Origin of the sequence: Anaerostipes butyraticus (assembly GCF_016586355.1) — a bacterium.
Lineage (GTDB): Bacteria > Bacillota > Clostridia > Lachnospirales > Lachnospiraceae > Anaerostipes > Anaerostipes butyraticus.
Genome location: NZ_BLYI01000050.1, coordinates 1 through 21,805, shown reverse-complemented (window position 1 = coordinate 21,805; position 21,805 = coordinate 1). Strand labels below are relative to the sequence as shown.

The window sequence follows — 21,805 nt, the reverse complement described above, 5'->3', positions numbered from 1 at the left end:
CCGTCATACTGCAAACATCCCAGGGGCTCACTCCCCTGGGACATCCACAAATTTGTATCCAACTCCCCACACCGTCTGGATATATTCTTTCTTTGTAACCTTCCTCAGCTTCTGGCGGATATTCCTGATGATACAGAACACCGCACTGCTTACATCCACCGGCTCTTCCTTCCAGACTGCCTGGTAGATCTGTTCTTTCGTGAAAACTCTTCCCGGTTGACTGGCAAGATAAACAAACGTCTGAAATTCATACGTTTCCGTCAGCGGAAGCACGCTCCCCTGGTAGGAAACCTGATGTCGGACTGAATCAATACAAAGACCGGAATACTGAAGAACCCTATCATTCCCTGGCGCTGGCTTCTCTGTATCGAATCTTGCCAGAAGCTGCTCTGTCACCTTTCCAGCTGGATCCGTGGTACGGAGGATGATTTCAATTTGTTCCATTACACATCACCTGTTAAGATTTGAATCAATTAACCAGATTGAAATATAGCCCATAGCACTCGAAAATACATACACCGCAGGTATTTGTAAACTTTTAAACCGTAACTATCTGTAATATAGATTATTATACGTTTTGGTATAAAATTTTTTTATCATAACTACCCTTTCATTCTGCGTTTAAAGATAACCACAGACGGAATGATAAGTACCAGAGCATATCCTAAAACCCATACAAGCTGTAATGGTATATCTGAAAAATTACCGTTTATTGCATAATTTACCGCATTTACTGCATGACTGAATGGTAGTAAATCGCAGACCGTTTTGAATGTACCGCCAATCATATCCAATGATAAAACAGCACCACTTAAAAACACTGTTGCATTTACTAAGATTGTTCCAAATCCATTGACCGCATTATTTGTTGAAAGTACACTACCAATAAACAAGCCAAAACTGATAAATAATATCGCCACTGGAATTAAAGTCAAAATAGCTATAAGAATATTTATGTTTAATTCTAACCCGAAGAACAGGGCTACACCAAAACAGCAGACAGCCTGTAAAATTGCAAGCGGAATGATAGGTATAGAATATCCTAAGATGTAATCAATTCCCTTCATAGGTGACGCAAATAATCGTGTTAGGAAAGAACTATTCCTATCTGTGGACATCAACGTACCTACAAAGGTACTTAGAAACGCCATTCCTAAAATCGTCATACTCGGTGCGAAATTTTGAACTTCAAATACATCAGCCATTCCACCGATACTTTCTTTCATCAGAGCCAACGCAATAATCAGCAAAACAGGAAATCCGAGACACATGAGAATACTCATGGGATCTCGCACAATCTCTTTAAAATTACGTCCTGTAAAAATAGTAAATCTCATAATTCAGTACCCCTTTCTGTATACATCAAAAATGCTTCTTCAAAATTTCTAGCACCAGATACCTTGATAATTTCATCAGCCGTACCAAGAACCTGCACAATACCCTTATCCATAATACAGATACGGTCAGCTAATTCCTCTGCTTCTTCAAGATAATGTGTTGTTAAAATCAAAGTTAATTTTCCTTTCAATTTTTCCATTGTTCCCCATAATTCTCGTCTTGCTCTTACGTCAAGCCCGATTGTCGGTTCATCAAGGAAAAGAATTTTAGGATTACTTATCAACGCCATTGCAATACTTAATTTTCTTTGCCATCCACCTGATAACTGTTTTGCTCTGTCATTTTTACGGTCAGTTAGTTCAAAGGTTGCCATGATTTTGTCGGCTTTTTCTCTTGCTTCCTGTTTAGAACTACCATGTAAGCGGGCAATCATCATCAGATTTTCTTTAACTGTCAGCTTTGGTGCAACGGCAGTTTCCTGTGGAGAAAGGTTGATAATATCTTTTACTTTATCTGCCTGTTTTCTCAAACTGTTTCCTAACATAAAGGCATCACCACTTGTTGGCTCTGTCAGACAGCTCAACATTTTAATAGTTGTTGTTTTTCCTGCACCATTTGAACCAAGCATTGCGAAAAATTCTCCTTGTTTGATATTAAGCGAAAGAGAATTAACTGCCGTTAAATTTCCATATCGCTTTGTTAAATCTTTAATCTCTATTGCATTCATTCTTTGTCCTCCTTTTGAAATGCCATTTGAAAAGCTTCATTACAACCGTCCATTTTCTGTAAGGCAATCCCTTTGTCTTTATCAGCAAGTAGCACTAATAGCTCGCCGATATGAATACCAAAGAAATCTCTTACCTCTTTAGGAATAAGAATTTGTCCTTTTGTTCCCACTTTTAAAGTGCCTAAATATCGCCCATTGTGGGAATAGTGTTCTGTAACATCTCTATCCACTATATTTCCTCCTTTTGGTATAACAAGTATTACTTGTTATACTTATATTAGCACCAGAAGAGTAAAACGTCAACAGAAAAGTATTACTTTTCTTACTTTTCATTAAAAGTCATAAAAAAGACGGTGCCGTAAAAGCACCGCCTTAATAATTTGATTTATTCTGACTTCGTAGGTGACTGTCCAGAGTTAAACACTTGTTCAAAAAAATCTTCGTAAACTTCATATTTTTGAACAGCGATACCTTGTTTTGCGTCCGCTAATAAGACCAAAGTATCCCCCGTACTGATATTTAACATTTCTCTTGCTTCTTTTGGTATAACAATCTGCCCCTTTGGACCTACTTTCACAGAGCCGACAAATTTATCATTCTTTGTTTTTTTGTTTTCATCAGACATGAACTCGCTCCTCTCTAAAACTGTATAACTTTTCTTACTTATTATACATCTCAGTTATAAAGAAAACAAGATTTTTATCTTTATCAATCATCACATCGCTTCATAGCCCCTACCAAATCCAATATATAGTTTTGATTAGATTGACACCTACCATATCTTGTGCTACTATAATCTTGTATTTAAGTTTTTGTGTCATCCCGAAATGAGAGTCTGGGCAATTCATTCAGGGAATATGCTGTTAAATTTAGAATATGAGCATACCGTCATACTGCAAACATCCCAGGGGCTCATTCCCCTGGGACATCTACAAACTTGTATCCGACTCCCCGCACGGTCTGGATATATTCTTTTTTTGTAACCTTCCGCAGCTTCTGGCGGATATTTGCAATGATACAGAATACAGAGCTACTTACATCCACCGGATCCTCCTTCCAGACCGCCTGATAGATCTGTTCTTTCGTGTAGACTCTTCCTGGCTGACTGGCAAGGTACACCAGAGTTTGAAATTCATACGTTTCCGTCAGAGGAAGCACCTTCCCCTGGTAAGAAATCTGGTGCTTGACTGGATCAATGCAAAGACCGGAATACTGAAGAACCTTATCATGCTCTGTCGCTGGTTTCTCTGTATCGAATTTCGCCAGAAGCTGCTCCGTCACTTTTCCAGTTGGATCCGTGGTTCGGAGGATGATTTCAATTTGCTCCATTACTCACCACCTGTTCAAGAGTTGAAAGACATTATTACGTTTCAGAGTTAATCAATTCTTTTATTTTCCAATCAAATCACAATCGGTCTTGGAGCAAAATACTCCCCCGCAAAGTTTCGCTTTTTGTTCAAGCAGGTAATCGTCATCCCCGGACATAAGTAGGAAGGGAACGTTAATGCCTTTTTGACGAATGTCTTCGAGCAATTCCAATCCTGTGCCATCCTTCATATTATAATCGGAACATATCGCATCTACTGTAATTGCTTGAAGAATATCCAATGCATCCTTGACGCCTGTGGCCTTAATTGTATCGAAATCATTTGATAACACATTTGACAGGACTTGTAAATATTCCGTGTTATCGTCTACTACTAATATTCGTTTCATATCTTTCTGCCATCTATTCCACGGTAATCTGGATAACGCCTGAATAGTCCGTACCGATGATCCCAATATAGTTAGCTCCCGCTTGAAGTTGGACGATAACGCTCCCGCTGTTGGATTCAGAAAGCACTTTTTCCTCCAATTCTGGGGAAATGTAAATGAGCTGGCAGTTTCCAGACTGAACATCAAAACTATATTGGATGTTGACTTCCCGACACTCATTTTCTTTGAGGTCGGTATCAGCTACCAAAATATCCTGTCCATCGAATCCCATTACAGAAGCATTATAATTGGCCTGAAAAGCATCGCCATCCGAAGTACGGCTTCCCTTAAAGGACTGATAAGGCGTTATCAGCGCGTTGCTTTTCCCGATCACAACATCGTCACTGAGTTGTTCTGCCCCGACCTTCAAATTATCACTTAATCTTTCGAGGCCGGAGCAGGCAGTACAGGCCAGCAAAGTAACAGCAATCAGACAACATCCAAAGATTTTTCCAATTTTGTGCATAACCATTTCCTCACTGAACGAAAGTAAGGAACAAAGCGAGTGCAACAATTCCCACCATCAGCAACAACCAAAAAGCACTGATTGCTGTTGATACGATATTGATAACGCTGCGGCTTTCCCTGTTACGCACACAAATTACCGAAAGAATCAGGCCCAGCAGAACAAAAACGATATTAGCTCCGGCCCAAACAGTTCGGATGCCGTCCGACAGCGAGAGGTGCAGAAAGGACGGGATAAGGGTTGCCAGCGGCAGGATGCTCACAATGAGTGCAGCTATACTGATTGATTGAAGTTTTTTCTTTTCCATAGTATTTACCTCATTTCTTTTTTCCCAAATCGGGTGACAGCCAGCGCGAGAAACAGACCGAACACGATAATCGCGCAGGGCAGGAACGGAAACATTGAAAAAGCAGCGTCTGAAGCTTCTGCTGTAAAATCATGGAGAGAGCAGGAAACGAGATAACCGCTGTAACAGTACGGATAAACAATCCACAGCGGCGTATTCGCAACCAATACACCGGGAATAACAAGCAGCAAATTCAATCCAACAGAAAGAAGCGGCTTTTCAAACAGTACCGTGATTGCCCACATAGTCGCAATACACGGCAGCATTGTCAGAAACAGCCCCAGGCACCATTTCAGCAGATAAAGGAGCGGCAAGGTTTCTGTTACTCCCATTGTCTGTGTCGCAATCAATCCCGCAATTACAAACACTGCAAGAAACACGACCATTTCCATAAGCAGGTAAAACACCAGCACGCAGAATTTGGCAATGGAAAGTGCATATCGGCTGACCGGCAGGGCCAGCATTTTCAGGATGCCGTTATTTCCGGTTTCCCGGCCTGCAATCATCACGCAGACAACAATCATGCTGAACGGCAACAGATAATACGCATAAACCAATGCGCTTTGAATGAACATGGCAGGCCATGCGTTTGTATATTCCGGGGTGAAATAGCGGCTCAAGCTTGCAACCCCGGAGGCAACCACCAACAGTGGCGCGATAAAGATCAGTGGCACGATCTTTGAGCGTTTTACCTTCATAAACTCAATTTTAAGCAATTCCAAAAAGCTCATTTCTTCAATTCCTCCTTACTCATAGCGTTTGCTTTTTGCCAGCCACAGTGCAATAGCAAGGAACAAAATGGTTTCTATCAGAGATACCACGGTCACAGTCACATCAGGCTGAGCGCTCATGGCAACTGCTGGTTTCAGCATAAGCACAAAAGGATGGGCCATCATGACAATAAAATTTGAATTGGCCAGCGCCATACCACTTAAAAATCCTGCGACCCCTACACCGAGAGGTATCCACATATTTTCAAAGCGTGAAGAAACCAACAGCATAAACGACAACACCGGCATGGATGTGAGGAAAGAATATCCGGCAAAGCGTACCAGTGTTCCCATCTCAAATGCTCCCTCCGGCAAGTCTGTCATGCCGATCTGCATAAGTGCTAAGTTTTGCAGTATGATTGCGACTAAGAACATGACTGTCAGTATCAGGAATTTGCACAGGTACATAGCTGGAACGCTCATGGGGAGCATATACATCTTCTTGATGGCGCTACCCTTAAACTCCATGTTGTAGATCATGCAGGTGGCAACCACGATACCGAACAGGTTCAGGATCATAATCACACCGTAAAGCTGGGTCAGCAGAACATCCATCGGGGCCAGCGGCAAATTGAGAAGCGTGTCTTTCCGCACCAGGAAATTGACAAATGCGTATGCAGCTCCTAACACTCCAACAGCCAGCAACACAGGAATGACGCCGGTCCGCTTTTCTTTCCGAAGTTCGATTGATAGTACATTCATAGCTGTGCCCTCTGCTTTCTGGCCGCATTATCTTTCTCCACCATCGAGAGGAACATATCCTCCAGATTGTCCGCCGCGAAACCGGCTTGTAAAGCACTTTGGCGAAGCTCATCCAGACTTCCTTCAAACAGAAGCCGGCCATGATTGAGAATGCCAATGTCATCCGCTATCAGTTCAATCTCGGACAGCATGTGGGACGATATCAAGATTGTACAGTCGTACAAATCCGGCAGAGACTTCACCAGATTGCGAATTTCATGGATGCCGGAAGGATCAAGCCCGTTTGTCGGCTCATCCAAAATAAGGATAGGGGGTCTGCCCAGCAGTGCACCGGCGAGGCCGAGACGCTGTTTCATTCCCAGCGAATATTTTTTTGCCAGTCTGTCACCAAACTCCGTCAAGCCCACAAGGTCCAGTGCGTCCTCCACAGCACTTTTCGGCAGTCCCAAAATTCTGCGGATAATATCGAGATTTTCCCGGCCAGTCAGGTTCGCATAAAACGAAGGGGACTCAATGAACGAGCCGACCTCCTTCAAAATCGCGATACGGTCAGCCGGGAACTGCTTACCATCAATGGTAAAACTGCCTTTTGTGGGAGCGGTCAGGCCCAGCAACATTTTCATAGTGGTGGACTTGCCTGCTCCGTTCGGACCGAGAAAGCCATAGATACTGCCTTTGCGGATATGAAGCGAAACGTGGTTGACAGAAATGAAGTTCTTGTATTTCTTTGTCAATTGTTCTGTAGTAATAATGTAATCCATAAGAACATCTCCTTTCATCGATTCCATCATAAAACATCAACCTGACATCTACATTCTCCTGTCCTTACTTTTACCTTACTTTTTAATTGATACGTCCGCAGAATGGATGGTCTATGATATAATTAGGAACAAAGAAATCAGATTGGAGAGAATGCTATGGACAATTCCTTTTTGCATAGTAAAAGGCTCCTGTTGGTAGATGATGAACAGGAGTTATTGAAGATGGTAACAGATATTTTGAAAGATGCAGGATTTGAAACTGTCCTTACTGCCGCATCAGTGAAAGAAGCTGTTATAGTGGCAAAACAAGAAAAACCGGATTTGATGATATTGGATGTAATGCTGCCAGATGGAGATGGTTTTTCCCTGATGGAGCAGCTCCGTACATTTACAGATGTGCCGGTAATCTTTTTAACAGCAAAAGACGAAGCCGCAGACAAGCTGGCCGGTCTTGGCCTTGGTGCGGATGATTACATTTCAAAACCGTTTATGCCGCAGGAACTTTTGCTGCGTATCTATGCGGTTTTGCGCCGCACTTATAAAGAGGACAGCCCGCTGGTTATCCTGGATGGATGTACGATTGATTTTAGCCGGGCAGAGGTCAACAAAGGGGGCGAGGTTATCTCCCTGACCGCAAAAGAGCATACCCTGCTGGAAACGCTGGCCCGCAATGAGGGAAAGATCGTCACGCTTGACGCTCTTTGTGAAGCATTATGGGGGGACAACCCTTTCGGCTATGAAAACAGCCTGAATGCCCATGTGCGGCGTATTCGGGAAAAAATTGAAGTCGATCCATCAAAGCCGGTTTCTTTGATTACAATCAAGGGGCTGGGCTATAAACTGATTACAAGGAAGTGACGCCATGAAATCTTTTGGAACATATATTTCAAAGCATTTGGCATCTTTCGCTGCGTTTCTCCTGATACTGGTGCTTATCAATGTTATTCTGTTTGGCGCGACCTTTTATCACACAGTTTCAGAGGATTACGGAGAAGCGTCCCCACGCGCTATGCTTGAGATGGCCTCCACCGCAGCAACTACAGAGGGTCTGACGGATGATGCGGTACAGAAATTGCGCCAGTACAATATCTGGGCTATGTATTTGACACCAAGTGGAGAGTGCTTTTGGACCCTCGATGTGCCAGAAGAAGTGCCACAGAATTATAATGTTCAGGATGTAGCTCTGTTTTCAAAAGGTTATCTGGAAGATTATCCTGTTTTTGTCTGGAATACGGACGAGGGATTGTTGATTTTGGGGTATCCAAAGGATAGCTACATGAAGATTACCAGCAACTACTATTCCATTGAGGCAATTCAAAAAATCCCTTTCTATGTGATGGGAATGTTAGGCATGGATGCGCTGTGCCTGTTTTTGGCCTATTATTTTTCAAAACGCAGGATCATCCAGAATACAGAGCCGATTGTAGAAGCCATTGAAACATTGGCAAATGGCAAACCCGCTTCGCTTCATATTGACGGAGAGCTATCTGAAATTGCAGGCAGTGTAAATAAAGCCTCTCAGATAATAAGCAGGCAGAACGAAGCCCGCGCCAACTGGATCAGCGGCGTCTCCCATGACATCCGTACACCGCTTTCTATGATTATGGGATATGCTGGTCGGATAGCCGCAAATGAAGCAACCACTGATAAGGTTAGAGAACAGGCCGAAATCGTGCGTAAGCAAAGCGTCAAAATCAAAGAACTTGTGCAGGATTTGAATTTAGTATCCCAACTGGAATACGAAATGCAGCCACTTCACAAGGAGCAGATACGCCTGTCCAAACTCATTCGTTCCTATGTAGCCGAATTGCTCAACTCCGGGATTTCTGATGCCTATACGATTGAAATTGATATTGCACCAGAAGCAGAAAATGCCATGTTGGAATGTGATGCACGCTTAATTTCACGGGCAATCAACAACCTTGTGCAGAACAGCATCAAGCATAATCCGCAAGGTTGCAAAATCCTGCTTTCCCTTAAATACACCGAAGAAACGCTTACTCTAACTGTTGCTGATAATGGAGTAGGGCTTACCCCTGAAAAGTTACAAGAGTTAGCGGAAAAACCGCACTATATGGAAAGCACCGATGAACGACTTGATTTGCGGCATGGACTGGGGCTTTTGCTTGTGCGCCAAATTGTTGAGGCGCATGATGGTTCTATGAAAATAGATAGTGTGCCAATGCAAGGTTATAAGGTAACGCTGTCTTTCTCTACGCTTCTCAAACGTGGAAAAAATAATGTTTCTTTTCATTCAAAGTGATATAATCAAGGCGGCCTGCATCTGCAGGCCGCCTTCGTTGATGGTATTCTGTTCAGTCTTTGCGCCAGATCACGGGAACCTATTTTATCTTTTCGCCCTCCGTCCGCCGTTCCAGAGCAAACACAAAGTCGGTTCCGCGCTCAAAAATCCACTACAAATAGTTTGGTTTCGTTTGACACCCACTATATCTTGTGCTACTATAATCTTGTATTTAAGTTTTTGTGTCATCCCGAAATGGGAGTCTGGGCCATTCACCCAGGACACATGCTGTTTAAGTTGGAAAATCGTGTCATTATAATGCCGTTTTTTACGGCACTGTAATGGCACTTTTTTTATTTTCACTATTTTTTATTTTAACGCCCAAAGAGGCAGAAAGGAGAATTTCTATGTCAGCAATCATCTTTTTACCAGGGAGGCCAACATCGGATCCTCAGATCATGCAGGCAAAGAACAGCAACACGACCTATACGACTCTGGACATCTCCTGCCCCCAGCGTGGAGCAGACGGGAACAAAGAAACTGTATTTTATTCCTGCTATTTCAATTCATTTCTGGCAGACCGCCTGATCAAAGCAGGTGTGAAAAAGTCAACCGGCCTGATTATCATTGGCGAGCTGGAACTGCATCCCTTTATTCATCAGAAGGGGAAGAACCAGGGAAAACCGAACTCCGGCCCCAGCGTAGTTGTCAAAGAGTGGCAGTTTGCGCCCTTGACTTATGACGATGTAAATGGGACCAATCCCGGTGTACCTGGAGGCGTTCCTCAGAACGGCTACGGACAGCCCGGAGGAGCTCCTGTTCCCAATCAGCAGGGCGGATACCTGACACCTGCACAGGGAGGCTATCCACAGGCATCCGGTGCTCCTGCCGGCAATTATGCACCTACAGGCGCCGCACCACAGAACCAGAATGGATATGCGCGGGGAGGACAGGGAAGAACAAATGCTCCACAGGGTAACGTACCGCAGAACGGTTACAGACAGCCCCAGAACGGCTATGCTCCGAATCCTGGAAGCGCACCGAATTACGCACAGGGCAATCCGAACCAGCAGCCTCCCGGCGGCTATGCTCCTGGAAACGGGGCAGCTCCGGGAACACAGGGCGGCTATCCGGGAGATGGATTTACCCAGGTTACAGAACAGCAGGCAGAGACACTTCCCTTTGTCGCTTGATGCTGACCACAAAAAATTTCATAAGAAACGATCCATGTAGAGAATTGCACCCGGAGACTACTCCGTACAGGCAGTTCTTTTTTTTGTGTCCGCACAGGATCCAGGAGAGCGCCGATCAGCGGCTCTCCTGGGTGCGGCACAGCAAGTTTAGAAAGAAAGGAAGAATTTACATGAAAGCAAAGAAAGCCAGAACGATCAAAAAGACGTTACAGATCACCGTATTGTGCCTGTTTGCGGCGGCATTTCTGCTCCCAAAGGGAAGCCAGTCCTATCTGATGACTGGCATTGCTGCTACAGGTGTCATTGTTTCCCTGGCAATCCTTATCATCCCTCCGCTTGCTTCCGGACTCCGGAAATTGCGGATTCCGACTGGAAGGGCAACGGATACGGGAAACGGGAACTCAGATCTGGAAACCATCCTGATCCGGCAGATCAGCTACCAGATCACAGATACACTTCAGTCTGCTTTTCCGGAAGCCACCTGGGAATTTGCAGAACCTCTGCATCTTTCCCACCTGCTGGATGGCGATGCGATCCGCTTATCTACCAGGAATACCGGTAATCATAACTTTGCGGAAGTGTCTATGGATGAGTACGGAAACCTGCATCTTCAGATGCTGACTGTCTCTGCGCTAAAGCGGAGAGGCGACAAATCCGCATCCCCGGATACGCCAAAGGTTGATCCTGCGTCCTGGTACTCCCTGATTGGGAAACCATTCCTTGTGGAAATGATCGGGAATTTACAGGCAAAAGGACACCAGAAGCTGTTCATCGGAGAACAGGGGGACGTTTATATCCTCAATGGGAAGGAGCCGGAGATAAAAGGCAAGCTGGAGCATTTCCCGCCAAAAGCCTACTGGCCTGCACTCCTGCAGGTATTTGCCGATGATGAACTGGAAGCGGCAGAGACGGAAAACGCAGTCGAGATTACCTGGGCATAAGGAGGAAAAGCAACGATGGCAAGTGGAAAATTAGTGGAGAGCTGGACCTTCCAGCGCACGCTCCCGGAACCTTTTAAGGACTATACGGATAACGCCGTGTTTAAGAATATCGCATCCAAATACTGTACCCAGCCGCAGAAAAGAAGCACTCTCCATGCGGCTACGCTGCAGGCCGTCCTGACCTATATGGAACTGGAGGAGCCCGCAGGCAGGAAGTCAGCAGAGGAACTGGGCGCAATCGGAAGCCAGACCAATACCTATACGGTGGCAGAATATCCCAGCCGTACCGGAGAACTTCATGTGGTGGTCTATAACCCTGCAAACGGGAAATTTATTGCCGGGAAGTACACGGTGCCGCCGGATACGGAAAACTCACCGGAAAAATATGTATTCAAAGATTCCGAGAATACAGGAACTGCTTTGTTATTCGCTCTGATGCCTACGTTTCTTTCCGATGAGGAGTTCAATGAGAAATACCAGCAGTTAAAGGAATACCGTGCAGCCGGTTATCCGGACATGGACGAGGCGGCAGAAACGGCGGCTGTCCTTTGTGACAACGTTTACCGCCGGATCCGATACAGTGACACGCTTCCAATGGGAGGGATCCGCACGGATATTGCTGCCAATGGTGTCATCCCGCTGCTGAAGCCGCTGGCTCTTCAAACGGGAACCTATGCGCCTACGGAAATCATCCACGGGGCTTTCCAGGTACTGAAACCCGGCAACACCTTCAAGAAAAAAGCGGAAGTCATAGCGAAAGCAGATTTCATGGGGCAGTATGTCTTATCACCTGCCCGTGTGCTGACTCCGGAAGAGGAGCTGACCGTCCCGGTACTGCCGGATTGGTATATCATCCCGAAGGAAGTCAAACGGATCTGTGAACACGCTAAGATTACAACGGATACGGTACAGCCCATGCGGAACTTTCTTCTACGTGGCCCTGCCGGCACGGGAAAAACGGAAGGAGCCAAAGCAGTTGCTTCCGGGCTTCATCTTCCTTACCGGTGCCTGACCTGTTCCGCAAATACAGAGGTATTCGATCTGCTCGGGCAGATCCTGCCGGATGTGGACGGGAAACGCACTGCCCTGGAGCGGCAGTATCCGTCTTTCCAGGATATCATGCTGGATCCGGCAAGCGCTTATGAAAAGCTGACCGGAACCTACGATGAAAATGTTACAGAAGACCAGGTCTACAAGCAGCTCATTGATACCATTTTTGATGAAATGCACGAATACTACGCCTCCAAAACCAGCCAGCAGAATTTCCGTTATGTGGATACGCCGCTGGTGGAAGCAATACGGAACGGATACGCCTTAGAACTGCAGGAACCTACTGTCATTGCTAATCCAGGTGTACTGGTGGGGTTAAATTCCCTGCTGGACCGATGCAACAGTGTGTTCCTCCCCAACGGAGAGACGGTACAGCGGCATCCAGATACCGTGATTATTGTGACAACAAACAATGATTATGCCGGCTGCAAACCCTTAAACCAGTCTGTAATCTCCCGAATGAACCTGGTCGTTGACTTGGATGAACCGGATGAGGAAACACTGGTGGAACGGGTGGTTGGCGTTACCGGCTGTAAAGAGAAAAAAACGGTTCAGACAATGGCACGGATCGTCCACTCCATCTCGGAATATTGTCGGGAAAACCTGATCACAGATGGATGCTGCGGTGTCCGGGAGCTGATTTCCTGGGTGCAGTCCTATATGGTCTGCGGCGATATCCGGGAGGCGGCCCATTACACCATCCTGCCTTCTGCTACGGCAGATGCGATCAGCCGTGCGGAGGTTGAGGAAAGCTGTCTGGATACTGTCCTGCCATCCTGAAAAGAGAGGAGGCAAGCCAGTGGGTAAAACGCCTCTTACAGAACCAGAAATGTATGCACTTCTTGCAAAAAACCTGTCCTACTTACGCAAATCTCAGGGCGGGCTTTCCCAAAAAGCGGTGTCACGGATCTTACACCTGCCGCCAAAAACCATTATGAATTACGAAAACTGCAGGGCCACTCCGCTTGCCTATGCTGTCCTGAAACTGGCAGATTATTACGGCTGCTCCGTGGAAGACCTGCTGACAAAAAATCTCATAGAAAGGAAATAGAATTTTGAACAGCAACCAGAAAAAATTAAAGCAGATGATCCGGGAAGAGGAATCTTCCATTACCGATCAGGAATTTTTTACATCCTCTGCCTTCCATCAGTATCTGACCTCCCAGGCACGTGCTGCTACCGGGCGTTACTGCTACGGCCTGCAGGCACTGATTTCCTGGGATGAATCCGATGGTGCGGCACTGGCTTACACAGACTCTTACAAGATCTACCTGAATGCGGCAAACCATGTTACCCAGAGCTTTCCGTCCCGCTTCCTGCGGGCGCTGAGCCTGGTAGGGATGACCGGACATGAGACGGCGCATCTTTTATTTACAGATTTCACCACGAGAAACCTCTACCTGACAAACCTGGGGAACGGCTCTTTTTACCCGGAAGATCCTTCCGTGGAGCTGCCGGCTTATCAGATAAACCAGACGGAGATCCTGGACGCCCTGCAGGAAAAAGACAAGGCCGTATCTCTGACCTTGCAGACCTGTGCGGCTTCTCTTCAGAACATCCTGGAAGACATCTATATTGAAGCAAGGATGTGCGCTGCCTTTCCCGGCAGCTTCCGAAAGGGCATCCAGCTCAATAACCTGCGGATGCTGGAGCAGATTCCGGATCTTCACGAACAGCTCAGCCGGGACTACCAGCCGTTTACGATTGCAACCAACCTGCTTCTGGCCTATTGCCGGTCCGGCACCATCAGTAACCGCTACCACAGCGACAGCGAATATCTGGATGTGCTGACCGACGGCATGGAGTATATCGACACAGCGCTGGAGGCACCGTCAATCAGGGAACGGCTGACTGCGACAAACTGCCTGCTTGTCCTGTTCTGGGACTTTATCAAACCGCTGGTAGAAGAAATGCGGGAGAAGCTGGAACACCAGGATGAAACGGAAGCAACAGAGGAGCTTCAGGATCTTCTGGATCAGCAGATTGCAGGCGGCACGCCCATTCCTCTGGGAAAAGGTGGTGGAGAGGTAAAAAATATCCCTTCCGCCAAAGGAGGCGCAGGCACCGATCCGCAAGACGCAGATTTCTTTTCTTCCAAAGGCCGTCAGGAAAGCCTGAAGGAAGCGGAAAAAGTGATGGCGGAGGAAGGCGGGCGGATTGCCCTTGCCAAGACCAGCGCTATTTTAGACGGCAATGATCCGGGCGTAACCTACGCATCCCAGTATGCCGGCACCGGCTATGAGGATGCGGCATCAGATATTGCCCGTGTCTTAAATGAAGCCGCAACAGAAAAAGCGCAGGCAGCCTATGAACAGCAGCTGACAGAAGAATTACAGAAAGCAGCAAATGATATCCATTACGGAAATGCCCATGCCGGTATCCATGTGACCATTCATCGGGTACAGGACATCCCAGACCGGCTGATCCGGCAGTATGAGGAAGTTGCACCTCCTCTTCTCAGGGCTTCCAAGCGCCTGCAGAGTTCCATCCTGCCCCTCTTAAAAGAGGAGGCGGAAGGCGGAAAACAGAAGAACCTTCTTTATGGACGGCGGCTCGATATGCGCTCCTTTCATCACCAGGACGGTTCTTTCTTCATCCGGACCAGGCTCCCAGCCGATGAACAGCGGCTGGCAGTAGGGCTCCTGATTGACGAAAGCGGATCTATGGGCTGGGGTGACCGTATCACTCACGCCAGAAAGACAGCCATTGTCCTTTATGACTTCTGTGTCAGCCTGGGGATCCCGGTGACCATCTATGGCCATTCCACGGATTACCGGGGCGTAGCCCTCTATTCCTATGCAGAGTTTGACTCTGTGGACGAGAATGACCGCTACCGGCTGATGGATATGATAGACCGCAGCGGCAACAGGGACGGCGCAGCGCTCCGCTTTGTTGCAGAGCATCTGGCGAAAAGACCGGAGAACCGGAAACTTCTGATCCTGATCTCCGACGGTCAGCCAGCCGATACCGGTTATCGCGGCACGGAGGCAGAGGCGGACCTGCGGGGAATCAAGAAGGAATACGCCAGACAAAATATTGTGCTGTTTGCGGCAGCCATTGGAGAGGACAAGGATGCCATCCAGCGCATCTATCAGGAAGGGTTCCTGGACATTACCCGTCTGGATAACCTGCCGAAAAACCTGACGCTCCTCGTCAAGCAGTACCTCAAATAAATCATAGAAAGAAGGGATAACTTATGAGTCAGTCTTACCAGAATCTGGCATCGGATCAGATCTGTAAAGTCCAGAATGACAAAAAACTGATTTCTTTTCATGACCGGCTGCGGGCCGCTTTGCCTGGCAGCTATGCACAGATACACGCCAAAGGAGAGTTCTCAGAGAACAACCATAAGGTTCACTCCCTCATCGGCGTATCCATCCAGGATTATTCCAACGGCACCGGGGACCGCAACATCATCACCCGGTTCCATTTAAGCCCGGAGCAGGTGCAGTTTTTCCTCACCCGTCTTACCGCAGGCTTTCAGGAATATGAATGGAGTATCAGCAAGATCTTTGGGGAACCCGATCAGTACGGGTACTCCACCGCACAGCAGTTTTCCATTTCCAGGCACGCTCGGGCATCCGATGGCAGGGAAATGAAGAACCCGTGGCGGATCCAGATCATAAACGGAAGGGGGATCAAAGTACAGAATCGAAACGGCGGCTCCTATATGCAGTCCGGCAGCTTCCAGATGGACAAATCTGCCTTTATCCAGCTTACAGACATGGATCTCTACCTGCTCTTAAAGCGGGTGGATGCCTATGTGACCGAGTGGGAGCGCTGCATTGCCCCGCCGCTGATCTCAAACGGGAAAGAGATGCTCGCAAATCAGCAGGCCCAGCGCCAGCAGATGCAGCGGCAGCCTTACCCATACGCAGCATAGAAACACACGATACAGCCATGCAGGAAAGGAAGCGGAAGCCCCGCTTCTTTTTCTGTTCCGGCGTAAGAGAAAGGACGGTTTTTATGAGTATTGCCGTGATACGAAACATGGATACCCAGGGGCGCATCATCATCCCTGCGGATATCCGCAAAGAAACAGGCATCCGCAGCGGCAGCACCCTGGAGATTGCCACGGACGGGACAACCATCCGCATCCGGAAGTGTACGCCCCGGAATACCGGTTCCAAAGAACTTTGGGATTTCCTGGAGCCTCTCTATAAGAACATCCGCTGCGGGCTTGCCATCAGCAGCACTGACTGCATCCTGGCATCCAAAGGCTGCTATCTGCCAGAAGGCGCACAGATCACAGAGGAACTGCGCTCTCTTATCCAGGAGGGCAGAGAAATGTTTTCTCAATCAGGTCTCTGCCCGCCAGTTCCCGACTGCTCCCGGAAGGTTGCCGCACTGTTTCCGGTCACTTTAGCTCTGGCTTCTAAAAAAGCAGCGCTATTGCTGATCCCGGAGCCAGGACGGTGCTTATCGGGCGCCGAGTGTAACTGCACACGCCTGATAGCAAACATGATTACCCGTAAATGCAAACCGAATGAATAGAAAGGACGAATGATTATGAAAGCATTGCACCCATTAACAGAAGAACAGAGAATTTTCGCAGAGAAGCACCATGATTTTATCTATCAGTATCTGAACGGACGCCACCTGAATATCGAGGATTACTACGATACCGCTGTCTTTGGCTATCTGAAAGCCGTACAGGATTATCTGGAGAAACCGGAACTTCAGCAGTACCGCTTCTCCACCATCGCCCGCATCGCCATGCGGGATGCACTGGCAACGGAATGGAAAAAACAGAACCGGCCCATGCGCCGGGCTTATCTGGAGGAGTATCAGGAAGATACCGCTGAACTGGACGCTTTTCTTCCCACCCGGCAGGAACGTCTGGCAGAGGCAATGGATGACCGGAACCGCCTGCTGGCGCTTCTGGCTTATCTGACGCCGAAGGAGCGCCAGGTGGTCCATCTGCAGGCGGACGGCTACACCTACCACGAAATTGCCGAGATCTGTAATATTACATCCCACGGGGTACACAGCCGGTTCTACCGCCTCCGCAGAAAAGTACGGAGTCTGGATGGAATGGAGGTGTGACTCTTTTATGACGAATGAAAAAATCACGGCTATGCCAGTAAAAAAGACACAGATCCATCTGACCGCCACTCTCAGCCTGCCCCTGCGTCTGCATGAGCGGGCCTGGATCCTAGCAGGCTCCCGGTCCCTGTCTACTTCCCTGGTCCAGCAGATCCTGGAGGTATCGCAGGACGGCGTCGTATTTGAAACTGAAAACACCGTTTACTATTTGACCTATGCTCGCCGTCCGGCAGAGATTGAGGTGATGTGCGCTTGACTGATATTTATGAACGGGGGAGCAGCCTGCAAAAGCTGCTCTCCACCCTGAAGCTCAACCGGGAACGGGTTCCTCTGGAAACTTTAAAGAGCGTATACCGTATTCCTTATGAGGAGCTGAAGGCGCAGATCCGGGAAAGCGTCCAGGAATTTGTCCTTCTCGTCGCCTGCCACCACCTTCTGATCAATCCGAATTTTTCTCTGGATGAACAGACAGCTGTGGTACAGGCTGCCATTGACCGCTCCCGGATGCCAAAGGAGATTGGAAAAAGCCTGACCAGAGACTATGACGTGTCGAAGATCCACCGGTTGGCACTGAAGCTGCGGGAAGAGATCGAAGCTGCACTCTGGCCCTATATTGACCGGGAAACCTGTCTGGTGGCTGACCTTGCGGATATCGAAAAAACGCCGGTCATCTATAATACCCTGACCAGACAGATCTACCAGGACGGGGGATGGATAGACCAGCCGCTGGATTTACGGGGAACATTACTGATTTACAGGAAACAGGAGGATGCTGTGCTGCCAGGCGCAGCCCTCCTTCAGAAAGGAGAACAAAAACTATGATAATAGAAAGAAATGAAACACCAGAAGAACTCGCTTTTGCACTAACTTTTCCGCAAATACGGGAAGCGCATGAAATCTACAAAAAGCACTGCTTTTTCCAGGATTTTATCGGGCAATGCGAAGACCGGCGACAGGACAGGATCGGACTTTGTAACCTTCCCTATCAGACACTTGAACATGAGACAGATATCCTGTGTACAGCCTATGAACTGTATGAGAAACTGGAGGACAGCAATGTTTCCTATCATGTTACGATGGAGAACGTGATCGATGCAATCGAGAAACAGATTTTAAACGGTGAACTGCGCCTGCATACAGAACCGGCGCCCCGTGTGGTGCTGGTCATGGAGGACGGCATTGTTACCGCCTCGTATACAAACGCTCCCTTTATTCAGGCAGAAGTCATTAAGCTGGATAAAGAATATGATTCCGCCGAAGAGCGGGAGGCAGTTTATGGAGCTTTAGAGCACGATCCGGAGCTGACCGAATGTGAGTGCCATATTACCTGGCCCGGACGTGAAAAGGAGGCCGCCTGATGACAAATGTCTGCAAGAATACGCAAGGAAATACACCGATAAAGATTTATGTTTTACACGGGTATACGGACGGTCTGACAGATCCCATCGTCAGCACCGACTACGAGAAAGTGTACGCAGCAATGAAAACTGCCTATGAAAACGCTCTGGATGGAGTGGAACAAGAAGATTCTGACCGGGAATACAGTTTCCTGGAAGGCTGGTCTGCTACTGCTGTCGTTCATGGAGACTGGATGGAATGGCAGATTGCGGAACTGGAACTACAACTCCCCAACGGACAGCCTGCATCCCAGGCTTGAGATTTCTGTTAGATCCGACAGAAAATCCCCTCTGTATCTTGTCCCGGCAGTATGGTAAAATAGACTCATTGAGAATAAGAAGGAGCGATTTCCTATGAAGAACGAAGAACTGATCCGGCGTTTCCGGATTGAGCGGAAGAAATTTGACCGCTCCGGTATCTACGCCTATACCCAGCGGACGCTGGCTTACAACTCCAATAAGATCGAAGGCTCTACACTGAATGAGGAGCAGACCGCCTCTCTGTTTGACACCGGTATGCTGCCCCGTAGTGATGATTATTACCGGGCCAAAGATGTAGAGGAAACCAACGGCCACTTCCTGATGTTCAATAAGATGATTGACACGCTGGATGAGCCTTTGAGCGAGGAACTCATTAAGGCGTTCCACTTTGAACTGAAAAGCGGTGTGTTTGAAGACCGAGCCAACGGCTATGCCATCGGGGATTATAAAGAACGTCCAAATATGGTGGGAATGTATGAAACCGCCCTTCCTAAAGAGGTGCCGGAAAAAATACGGGAACTTCTCGCCTGGTATCACGGAATCTCAGTCAAGACTCTTTCCGTCATGGCTCAGTTCCATGCCCGGTATGAGGCGCTGCATCCTTTCCAGGACGGCAACGGCAGGACCGGCAGGCTGATCCTGTTTCGGGAATGCTTAAAAGCAGATCTGACGCCGGTGGTCATTGAAGACAAGTTCCGGGGCAGATACATCGAAGGGCTGAAGGAATACCGGGAAACCGGAAAAACCGGACTTCTGGAAGAACTGTTTAAGGAAGAGCAGGAAGAATATGCTAAGAAAGTGGACTATTTTCTTGGCGAAGACTAAATGACTTTGAGCCGCCCTCACGGACGGCTCCTTTTATGTTCCCGGATCAAATGTGTATCCTACTCCCCAGACAGTCTGGATATATTGCCTGTCAGTATAAGCCCTGAGTTTCTTCCGGATACTGTAAATCATACATTCGACCTTTGCATACACACTTATAGGAATATCATCCCAGACTGCTTCGTGGATTTATTCTCTTGTAAGTAGCTGATCATCCGTACCTACTTACCTTGTAATATACAATCAGCTTTATCCAATTTTTTCAAATGTCTTACCTATATTTTTCTACATCTATTACTCTGGAAAAATAGTCGCACAAGTTCAGGTTGTGAGTTACCATAATTATTGTAACTCCACTTTCATTCAATTTTTTTAGAAGTGACATCACTACTGCTTCATTATCTTTATCAAGTCCAGAAGTGGGTTCATCAGCTAATATGATTTTGCTTCCTTGCAGAATCAATTTAATAATAGCGACTCGCTGCTGTTCACCTCCGCTCAACTGATATATTTTCTTATTAAGCATATCACCTAAACCAAACTGGTTTAAGTACTTGTTGATTTTTCTTAATTTCTCGCCTTTACCTATTTTTTTATATTCAAGGGCCAATTTCAAATTCCATAATACACTTTCATCTTCTACCAACCCATAATTTTGAAAAAGATAACCTATGGTATGCCGTCTAAGGAGCATAGCATTTTTGCTTTTCATGGACAAATTTTTATAATTTCCAATCGTTATCGTTCCCGCCGATATATCAGTAATCAGTCCGATTATATTTAGAAGTGTTGTTTTACCTGCACCGCTTTTTCCAATAAGGCCAACAAATTCTCCTTGATCTATCTCTAAAGACAAATCATTAAATAAAACTTGTTTTTTTCCATATTCCTTTTTAATATTTTTCAACACGATCAATGACATAGTTATGCCCCCTTTTCGATTTCATGTAAAGCCCTTTTGATATAAGTCCGGTATAACAATTCACAAAACAGAAAGTCCAGCAGCATGATTGCAAAAAAACACGCAAAGTAATAATTTATTGCAGTCAGGGCTGCTGATACGATTGTTTCTATTGCCAAAACAATATAACGGCTCTTTAGTATTTTTAAATGAGAAAAGCCCATAATCTCTTTTAAAGCATATCGTTTCCGGTTAACAAAAACATCTACATAATTTGAAATATATAAAATAAATACCAGTGAAACCACAAATACGATAGCGAACATCGAAAGGGTTTTAAGGACAAACGTTACGCTTTCTAGTTGTGTCAAGTACGGAGTCAGCAATGTTCCTGCCACAACCAACTTTTCCAGATCATATTTAGTTAACAGGGCAGAAAATTCTTCTCTTGATTGTACTGAAAAGAACAAACTTCTATTATTTAAAGAATCTAAATAATAAAGGCCTCCAAAATCTCCTGTATCGACAATGATAATACCGCCAGTTATATCCGAAAAGCCTTCCTCTGTATTGACCTTTATAGTAGAATTATCATCAATATAAACAATATTAAAATCATTTGTGCGTGTTTCTTCTTGTATCCCGTAATTTTGATTATAGTTCAGCAACAAATCATATTCTCCGACAAGATGTTCTTTTATAAGGCTTTCGTCATTTTTATACATATCAGGAATCAATACAGTCGGTGTGGCAAAAGCACTTTCGTCTAATGAAGTTCCGTCTACATGTATATTTGCAAATTCTTTTAAATAGTTTTCGTTTGCAATTATAGTTTGCTGTACATAATATGGACGAGAGTCACCAAATGGCCCTTGCGCTTCACTGCTACCGGCATAATCACATAACAATGCGTGATGGTTATTATACAGTTCTAACTGGAGTAGTATCATTTAAATGCAGTCGTTAAATCCACCAAAAGATGATAATATATCATTAAGGAAGGTGGAGACATGCAATACGATAAGGAATTCAAACTACAGGCTCTTGAACTGTCCGATGAAATTGGCGTCAAGGCAGCTGCAGA

At 46.5% G+C, this 21,805-nt stretch carries 30 protein-coding genes; 15 read left to right on the top strand and 15 right to left on the bottom strand.

Annotation, left to right across the window (positions count from 1 at the left end):
* Positions 1-27: 27 nt before the first annotated feature.
* The 12 genes from JMF81_RS12465 to JMF81_RS12410 form a co-directional block, all read right to left on the bottom strand.
* Positions 28-444, bottom strand: a complete 417-nt coding sequence (locus JMF81_RS12465; protein WP_201311779.1) for a winged helix-turn-helix domain-containing protein — start codon at positions 442-444, stop codon at positions 28-30.
* A gap of 158 nt (positions 445-602) precedes the next feature.
* Positions 603-1,337 carry an ABC transporter permease gene (locus JMF81_RS12460; protein WP_015573168.1) on the bottom strand — a complete coding sequence of 245 codons (735 nt, stop codon included), beginning with the start codon at positions 1,335-1,337 and terminating at the stop codon, positions 603-605.
* Positions 1,334-2,065: an ABC transporter ATP-binding protein gene (locus JMF81_RS12455; RefSeq protein WP_201311778.1), complete on the bottom strand. Its 732-nt coding sequence runs from the start codon at positions 2,063-2,065 to the stop codon at positions 1,334-1,336. Before JMF81_RS12455 ends, JMF81_RS12460 begins: the two co-directional genes overlap by 4 nt.
* Positions 2,062-2,295, bottom strand: a complete 234-nt coding sequence (locus JMF81_RS12450) for an AbrB/MazE/SpoVT family DNA-binding domain-containing protein (RefSeq protein ID WP_201311777.1) — start codon at positions 2,293-2,295, stop codon at positions 2,062-2,064. The genes JMF81_RS12455 and JMF81_RS12450 overlap by 4 nt, the downstream gene beginning before the upstream one ends.
* Before the next feature lie 155 nt (positions 2,296-2,450).
* Positions 2,451-2,690, bottom strand: a complete 240-nt coding sequence (locus JMF81_RS12445; RefSeq protein ID WP_015573166.1) for an AbrB/MazE/SpoVT family DNA-binding domain-containing protein — start codon at positions 2,688-2,690, stop codon at positions 2,451-2,453.
* A gap of 287 nt (positions 2,691-2,977) precedes the next feature.
* Positions 2,978-3,394 carry a winged helix-turn-helix domain-containing protein gene (locus tag JMF81_RS12440; protein WP_201311776.1) on the bottom strand — a complete coding sequence of 139 codons (417 nt, stop codon included), beginning with the start codon at positions 3,392-3,394 and terminating at the stop codon, positions 2,978-2,980.
* A gap of 60 nt (positions 3,395-3,454) precedes the next feature.
* Positions 3,455-3,781 carry a response regulator gene (locus JMF81_RS12435; protein WP_201311775.1) on the bottom strand — a complete coding sequence of 109 codons (327 nt, stop codon included), beginning with the start codon at positions 3,779-3,781 and terminating at the stop codon, positions 3,455-3,457.
* A gap of 13 nt (positions 3,782-3,794) precedes the next feature.
* Positions 3,795-4,286, bottom strand: coding sequence for an anti-sigma factor (locus JMF81_RS12430; RefSeq protein ID WP_201311774.1), 492 nt, complete (start codon positions 4,284-4,286; stop codon positions 3,795-3,797).
* Between the two features lie 10 nt (positions 4,287-4,296).
* Positions 4,297-4,593, bottom strand: coding sequence for a hypothetical protein (locus tag JMF81_RS12425; protein ID WP_201311773.1), 297 nt, complete (start codon positions 4,591-4,593; stop codon positions 4,297-4,299).
* A gap of 5 nt (positions 4,594-4,598) precedes the next feature.
* Entirely contained in the window at positions 4,599-5,363 is a 765-nt protein-coding gene (locus JMF81_RS12420) for an ABC transporter permease (RefSeq protein ID WP_201311772.1), read from the bottom strand.
* A gap of 15 nt (positions 5,364-5,378) precedes the next feature.
* Positions 5,379-6,104 carry an ABC transporter permease gene (locus JMF81_RS12415; RefSeq protein ID WP_201311771.1) on the bottom strand — a complete coding sequence of 242 codons (726 nt, stop codon included), beginning with the start codon at positions 6,102-6,104 and terminating at the stop codon, positions 5,379-5,381.
* Positions 6,101-6,865: an ABC transporter ATP-binding protein gene (locus JMF81_RS12410; RefSeq protein ID WP_201311770.1), complete on the bottom strand. Its 765-nt coding sequence runs from the start codon at positions 6,863-6,865 to the stop codon at positions 6,101-6,103. Before JMF81_RS12410 ends, JMF81_RS12415 begins: the two co-directional genes overlap by 4 nt.
* Positions 6,866-7,021: 156 nt before the next feature.
* Here JMF81_RS12410 and JMF81_RS12405 point away from each other — a divergent pair, with 156 nt between their 5' ends.
* The 15 genes from JMF81_RS12405 (at position 7,022) to JMF81_RS12335 (ending at position 19,820) form a co-directional block, all read left to right on the top strand.
* Entirely contained in the window at positions 7,022-7,723 is a 702-nt protein-coding gene (locus tag JMF81_RS12405; protein ID WP_201311769.1) for a response regulator transcription factor, read from the top strand.
* Positions 7,724-7,727: 4 nt separating this feature from the next.
* A complete protein-coding gene (locus JMF81_RS12400; RefSeq protein ID WP_201311768.1) occupies positions 7,728-9,128 on the top strand; it encodes a sensor histidine kinase in 1,401 nt (466 codons plus the stop codon).
* Positions 9,129-9,514: 386 nt separating this feature from the next.
* A complete protein-coding gene (locus JMF81_RS12395) occupies positions 9,515-10,300 on the top strand; it encodes a hypothetical protein (protein ID WP_201311767.1) in 786 nt (261 codons plus the stop codon).
* Positions 10,301-10,470: 170 nt separating this feature from the next.
* A complete protein-coding gene (locus JMF81_RS12390) occupies positions 10,471-11,241 on the top strand; it encodes a hypothetical protein (protein WP_243282649.1) in 771 nt (256 codons plus the stop codon).
* A 15-nt stretch (positions 11,242-11,256) separates the two neighbouring features.
* On the top strand, positions 11,257-13,071 hold the full coding sequence (locus tag JMF81_RS12385; protein WP_201311766.1) for an AAA family ATPase: 1,815 nt from the start codon (positions 11,257-11,259) through the stop codon (positions 13,069-13,071).
* 19 nt (positions 13,072-13,090) lie between these two features.
* A complete protein-coding gene (locus tag JMF81_RS12380; protein ID WP_243282648.1) occupies positions 13,091-13,342 on the top strand; it encodes a helix-turn-helix transcriptional regulator in 252 nt (83 codons plus the stop codon).
* 4 nt (positions 13,343-13,346) lie between these two features.
* Complete coding sequence (locus JMF81_RS12375) at positions 13,347-15,464, top strand: nitric oxide reductase activation protein NorD (RefSeq protein ID WP_201311764.1); 2,118 nt, start codon at positions 13,347-13,349, stop codon at positions 15,462-15,464.
* Between the two features lie 23 nt (positions 15,465-15,487).
* On the top strand, positions 15,488-16,174 hold the full coding sequence (locus JMF81_RS12370; protein ID WP_201311763.1) for a hypothetical protein: 687 nt from the start codon (positions 15,488-15,490) through the stop codon (positions 16,172-16,174).
* 83 nt (positions 16,175-16,257) lie between these two features.
* Positions 16,258-16,785 (top strand): AbrB/MazE/SpoVT family DNA-binding domain-containing protein, encoded by a 528-nt coding sequence (locus tag JMF81_RS12365; protein ID WP_201311762.1) that lies wholly within the window; start codon positions 16,258-16,260, stop codon positions 16,783-16,785.
* A 15-nt stretch (positions 16,786-16,800) separates the two neighbouring features.
* On the top strand, positions 16,801-17,337 hold the full coding sequence (locus JMF81_RS12360; protein ID WP_201311761.1) for a sigma-70 family RNA polymerase sigma factor: 537 nt from the start codon (positions 16,801-16,803) through the stop codon (positions 17,335-17,337).
* 7 nt (positions 17,338-17,344) lie between these two features.
* On the top strand, positions 17,345-17,593 hold the full coding sequence (locus JMF81_RS12355; protein ID WP_201311760.1) for a hypothetical protein: 249 nt from the start codon (positions 17,345-17,347) through the stop codon (positions 17,591-17,593).
* The gene (locus JMF81_RS12350) at positions 17,590-18,159 is read left to right on the top strand and encodes a hypothetical protein (RefSeq protein ID WP_201311759.1); all 570 of its coding nucleotides are present in this window, start codon (positions 17,590-17,592) and stop codon (positions 18,157-18,159) included. Before JMF81_RS12355 ends, JMF81_RS12350 begins: the two co-directional genes overlap by 4 nt.
* Positions 18,156-18,695, top strand: coding sequence for a hypothetical protein (locus tag JMF81_RS12345; protein WP_201311758.1), 540 nt, complete (start codon positions 18,156-18,158; stop codon positions 18,693-18,695). Before JMF81_RS12350 ends, JMF81_RS12345 begins: the two co-directional genes overlap by 4 nt.
* The gene (locus JMF81_RS12340; protein ID WP_243282645.1) at positions 18,695-18,994 is read left to right on the top strand and encodes a hypothetical protein; all 300 of its coding nucleotides are present in this window, start codon (positions 18,695-18,697) and stop codon (positions 18,992-18,994) included. Before JMF81_RS12345 ends, JMF81_RS12340 begins: the two co-directional genes overlap by 1 nt.
* A 94-nt stretch (positions 18,995-19,088) precedes the next feature.
* Positions 19,089-19,820, top strand: coding sequence for a Fic family protein (locus JMF81_RS12335; protein WP_201311757.1), 732 nt, complete (start codon positions 19,089-19,091; stop codon positions 19,818-19,820).
* A 33-nt stretch (positions 19,821-19,853) separates the two neighbouring features.
* Here the strand turns inward: JMF81_RS12335 and JMF81_RS16935 are convergent, their stop codons facing one another.
* The 3 genes from JMF81_RS16935 to JMF81_RS12320 form a co-directional block, all read right to left on the bottom strand.
* Positions 19,854-20,009, bottom strand: a complete 156-nt coding sequence (locus JMF81_RS16935; RefSeq protein WP_087202281.1) for a helix-turn-helix domain-containing protein — start codon at positions 20,007-20,009, stop codon at positions 19,854-19,856.
* Between the two features lie 82 nt (positions 20,010-20,091).
* Positions 20,092-20,742 (bottom strand): ABC transporter ATP-binding protein, encoded by a 651-nt coding sequence (locus JMF81_RS12325; protein ID WP_087202279.1) that lies wholly within the window; start codon positions 20,740-20,742, stop codon positions 20,092-20,094.
* Positions 20,743-20,744: 2 nt separating this feature from the next.
* A complete protein-coding gene (locus tag JMF81_RS12320) occupies positions 20,745-21,671 on the bottom strand; it encodes a hypothetical protein (RefSeq protein ID WP_201311756.1) in 927 nt (308 codons plus the stop codon).
* Positions 21,672-21,805 lie beyond the last annotated feature (134 nt).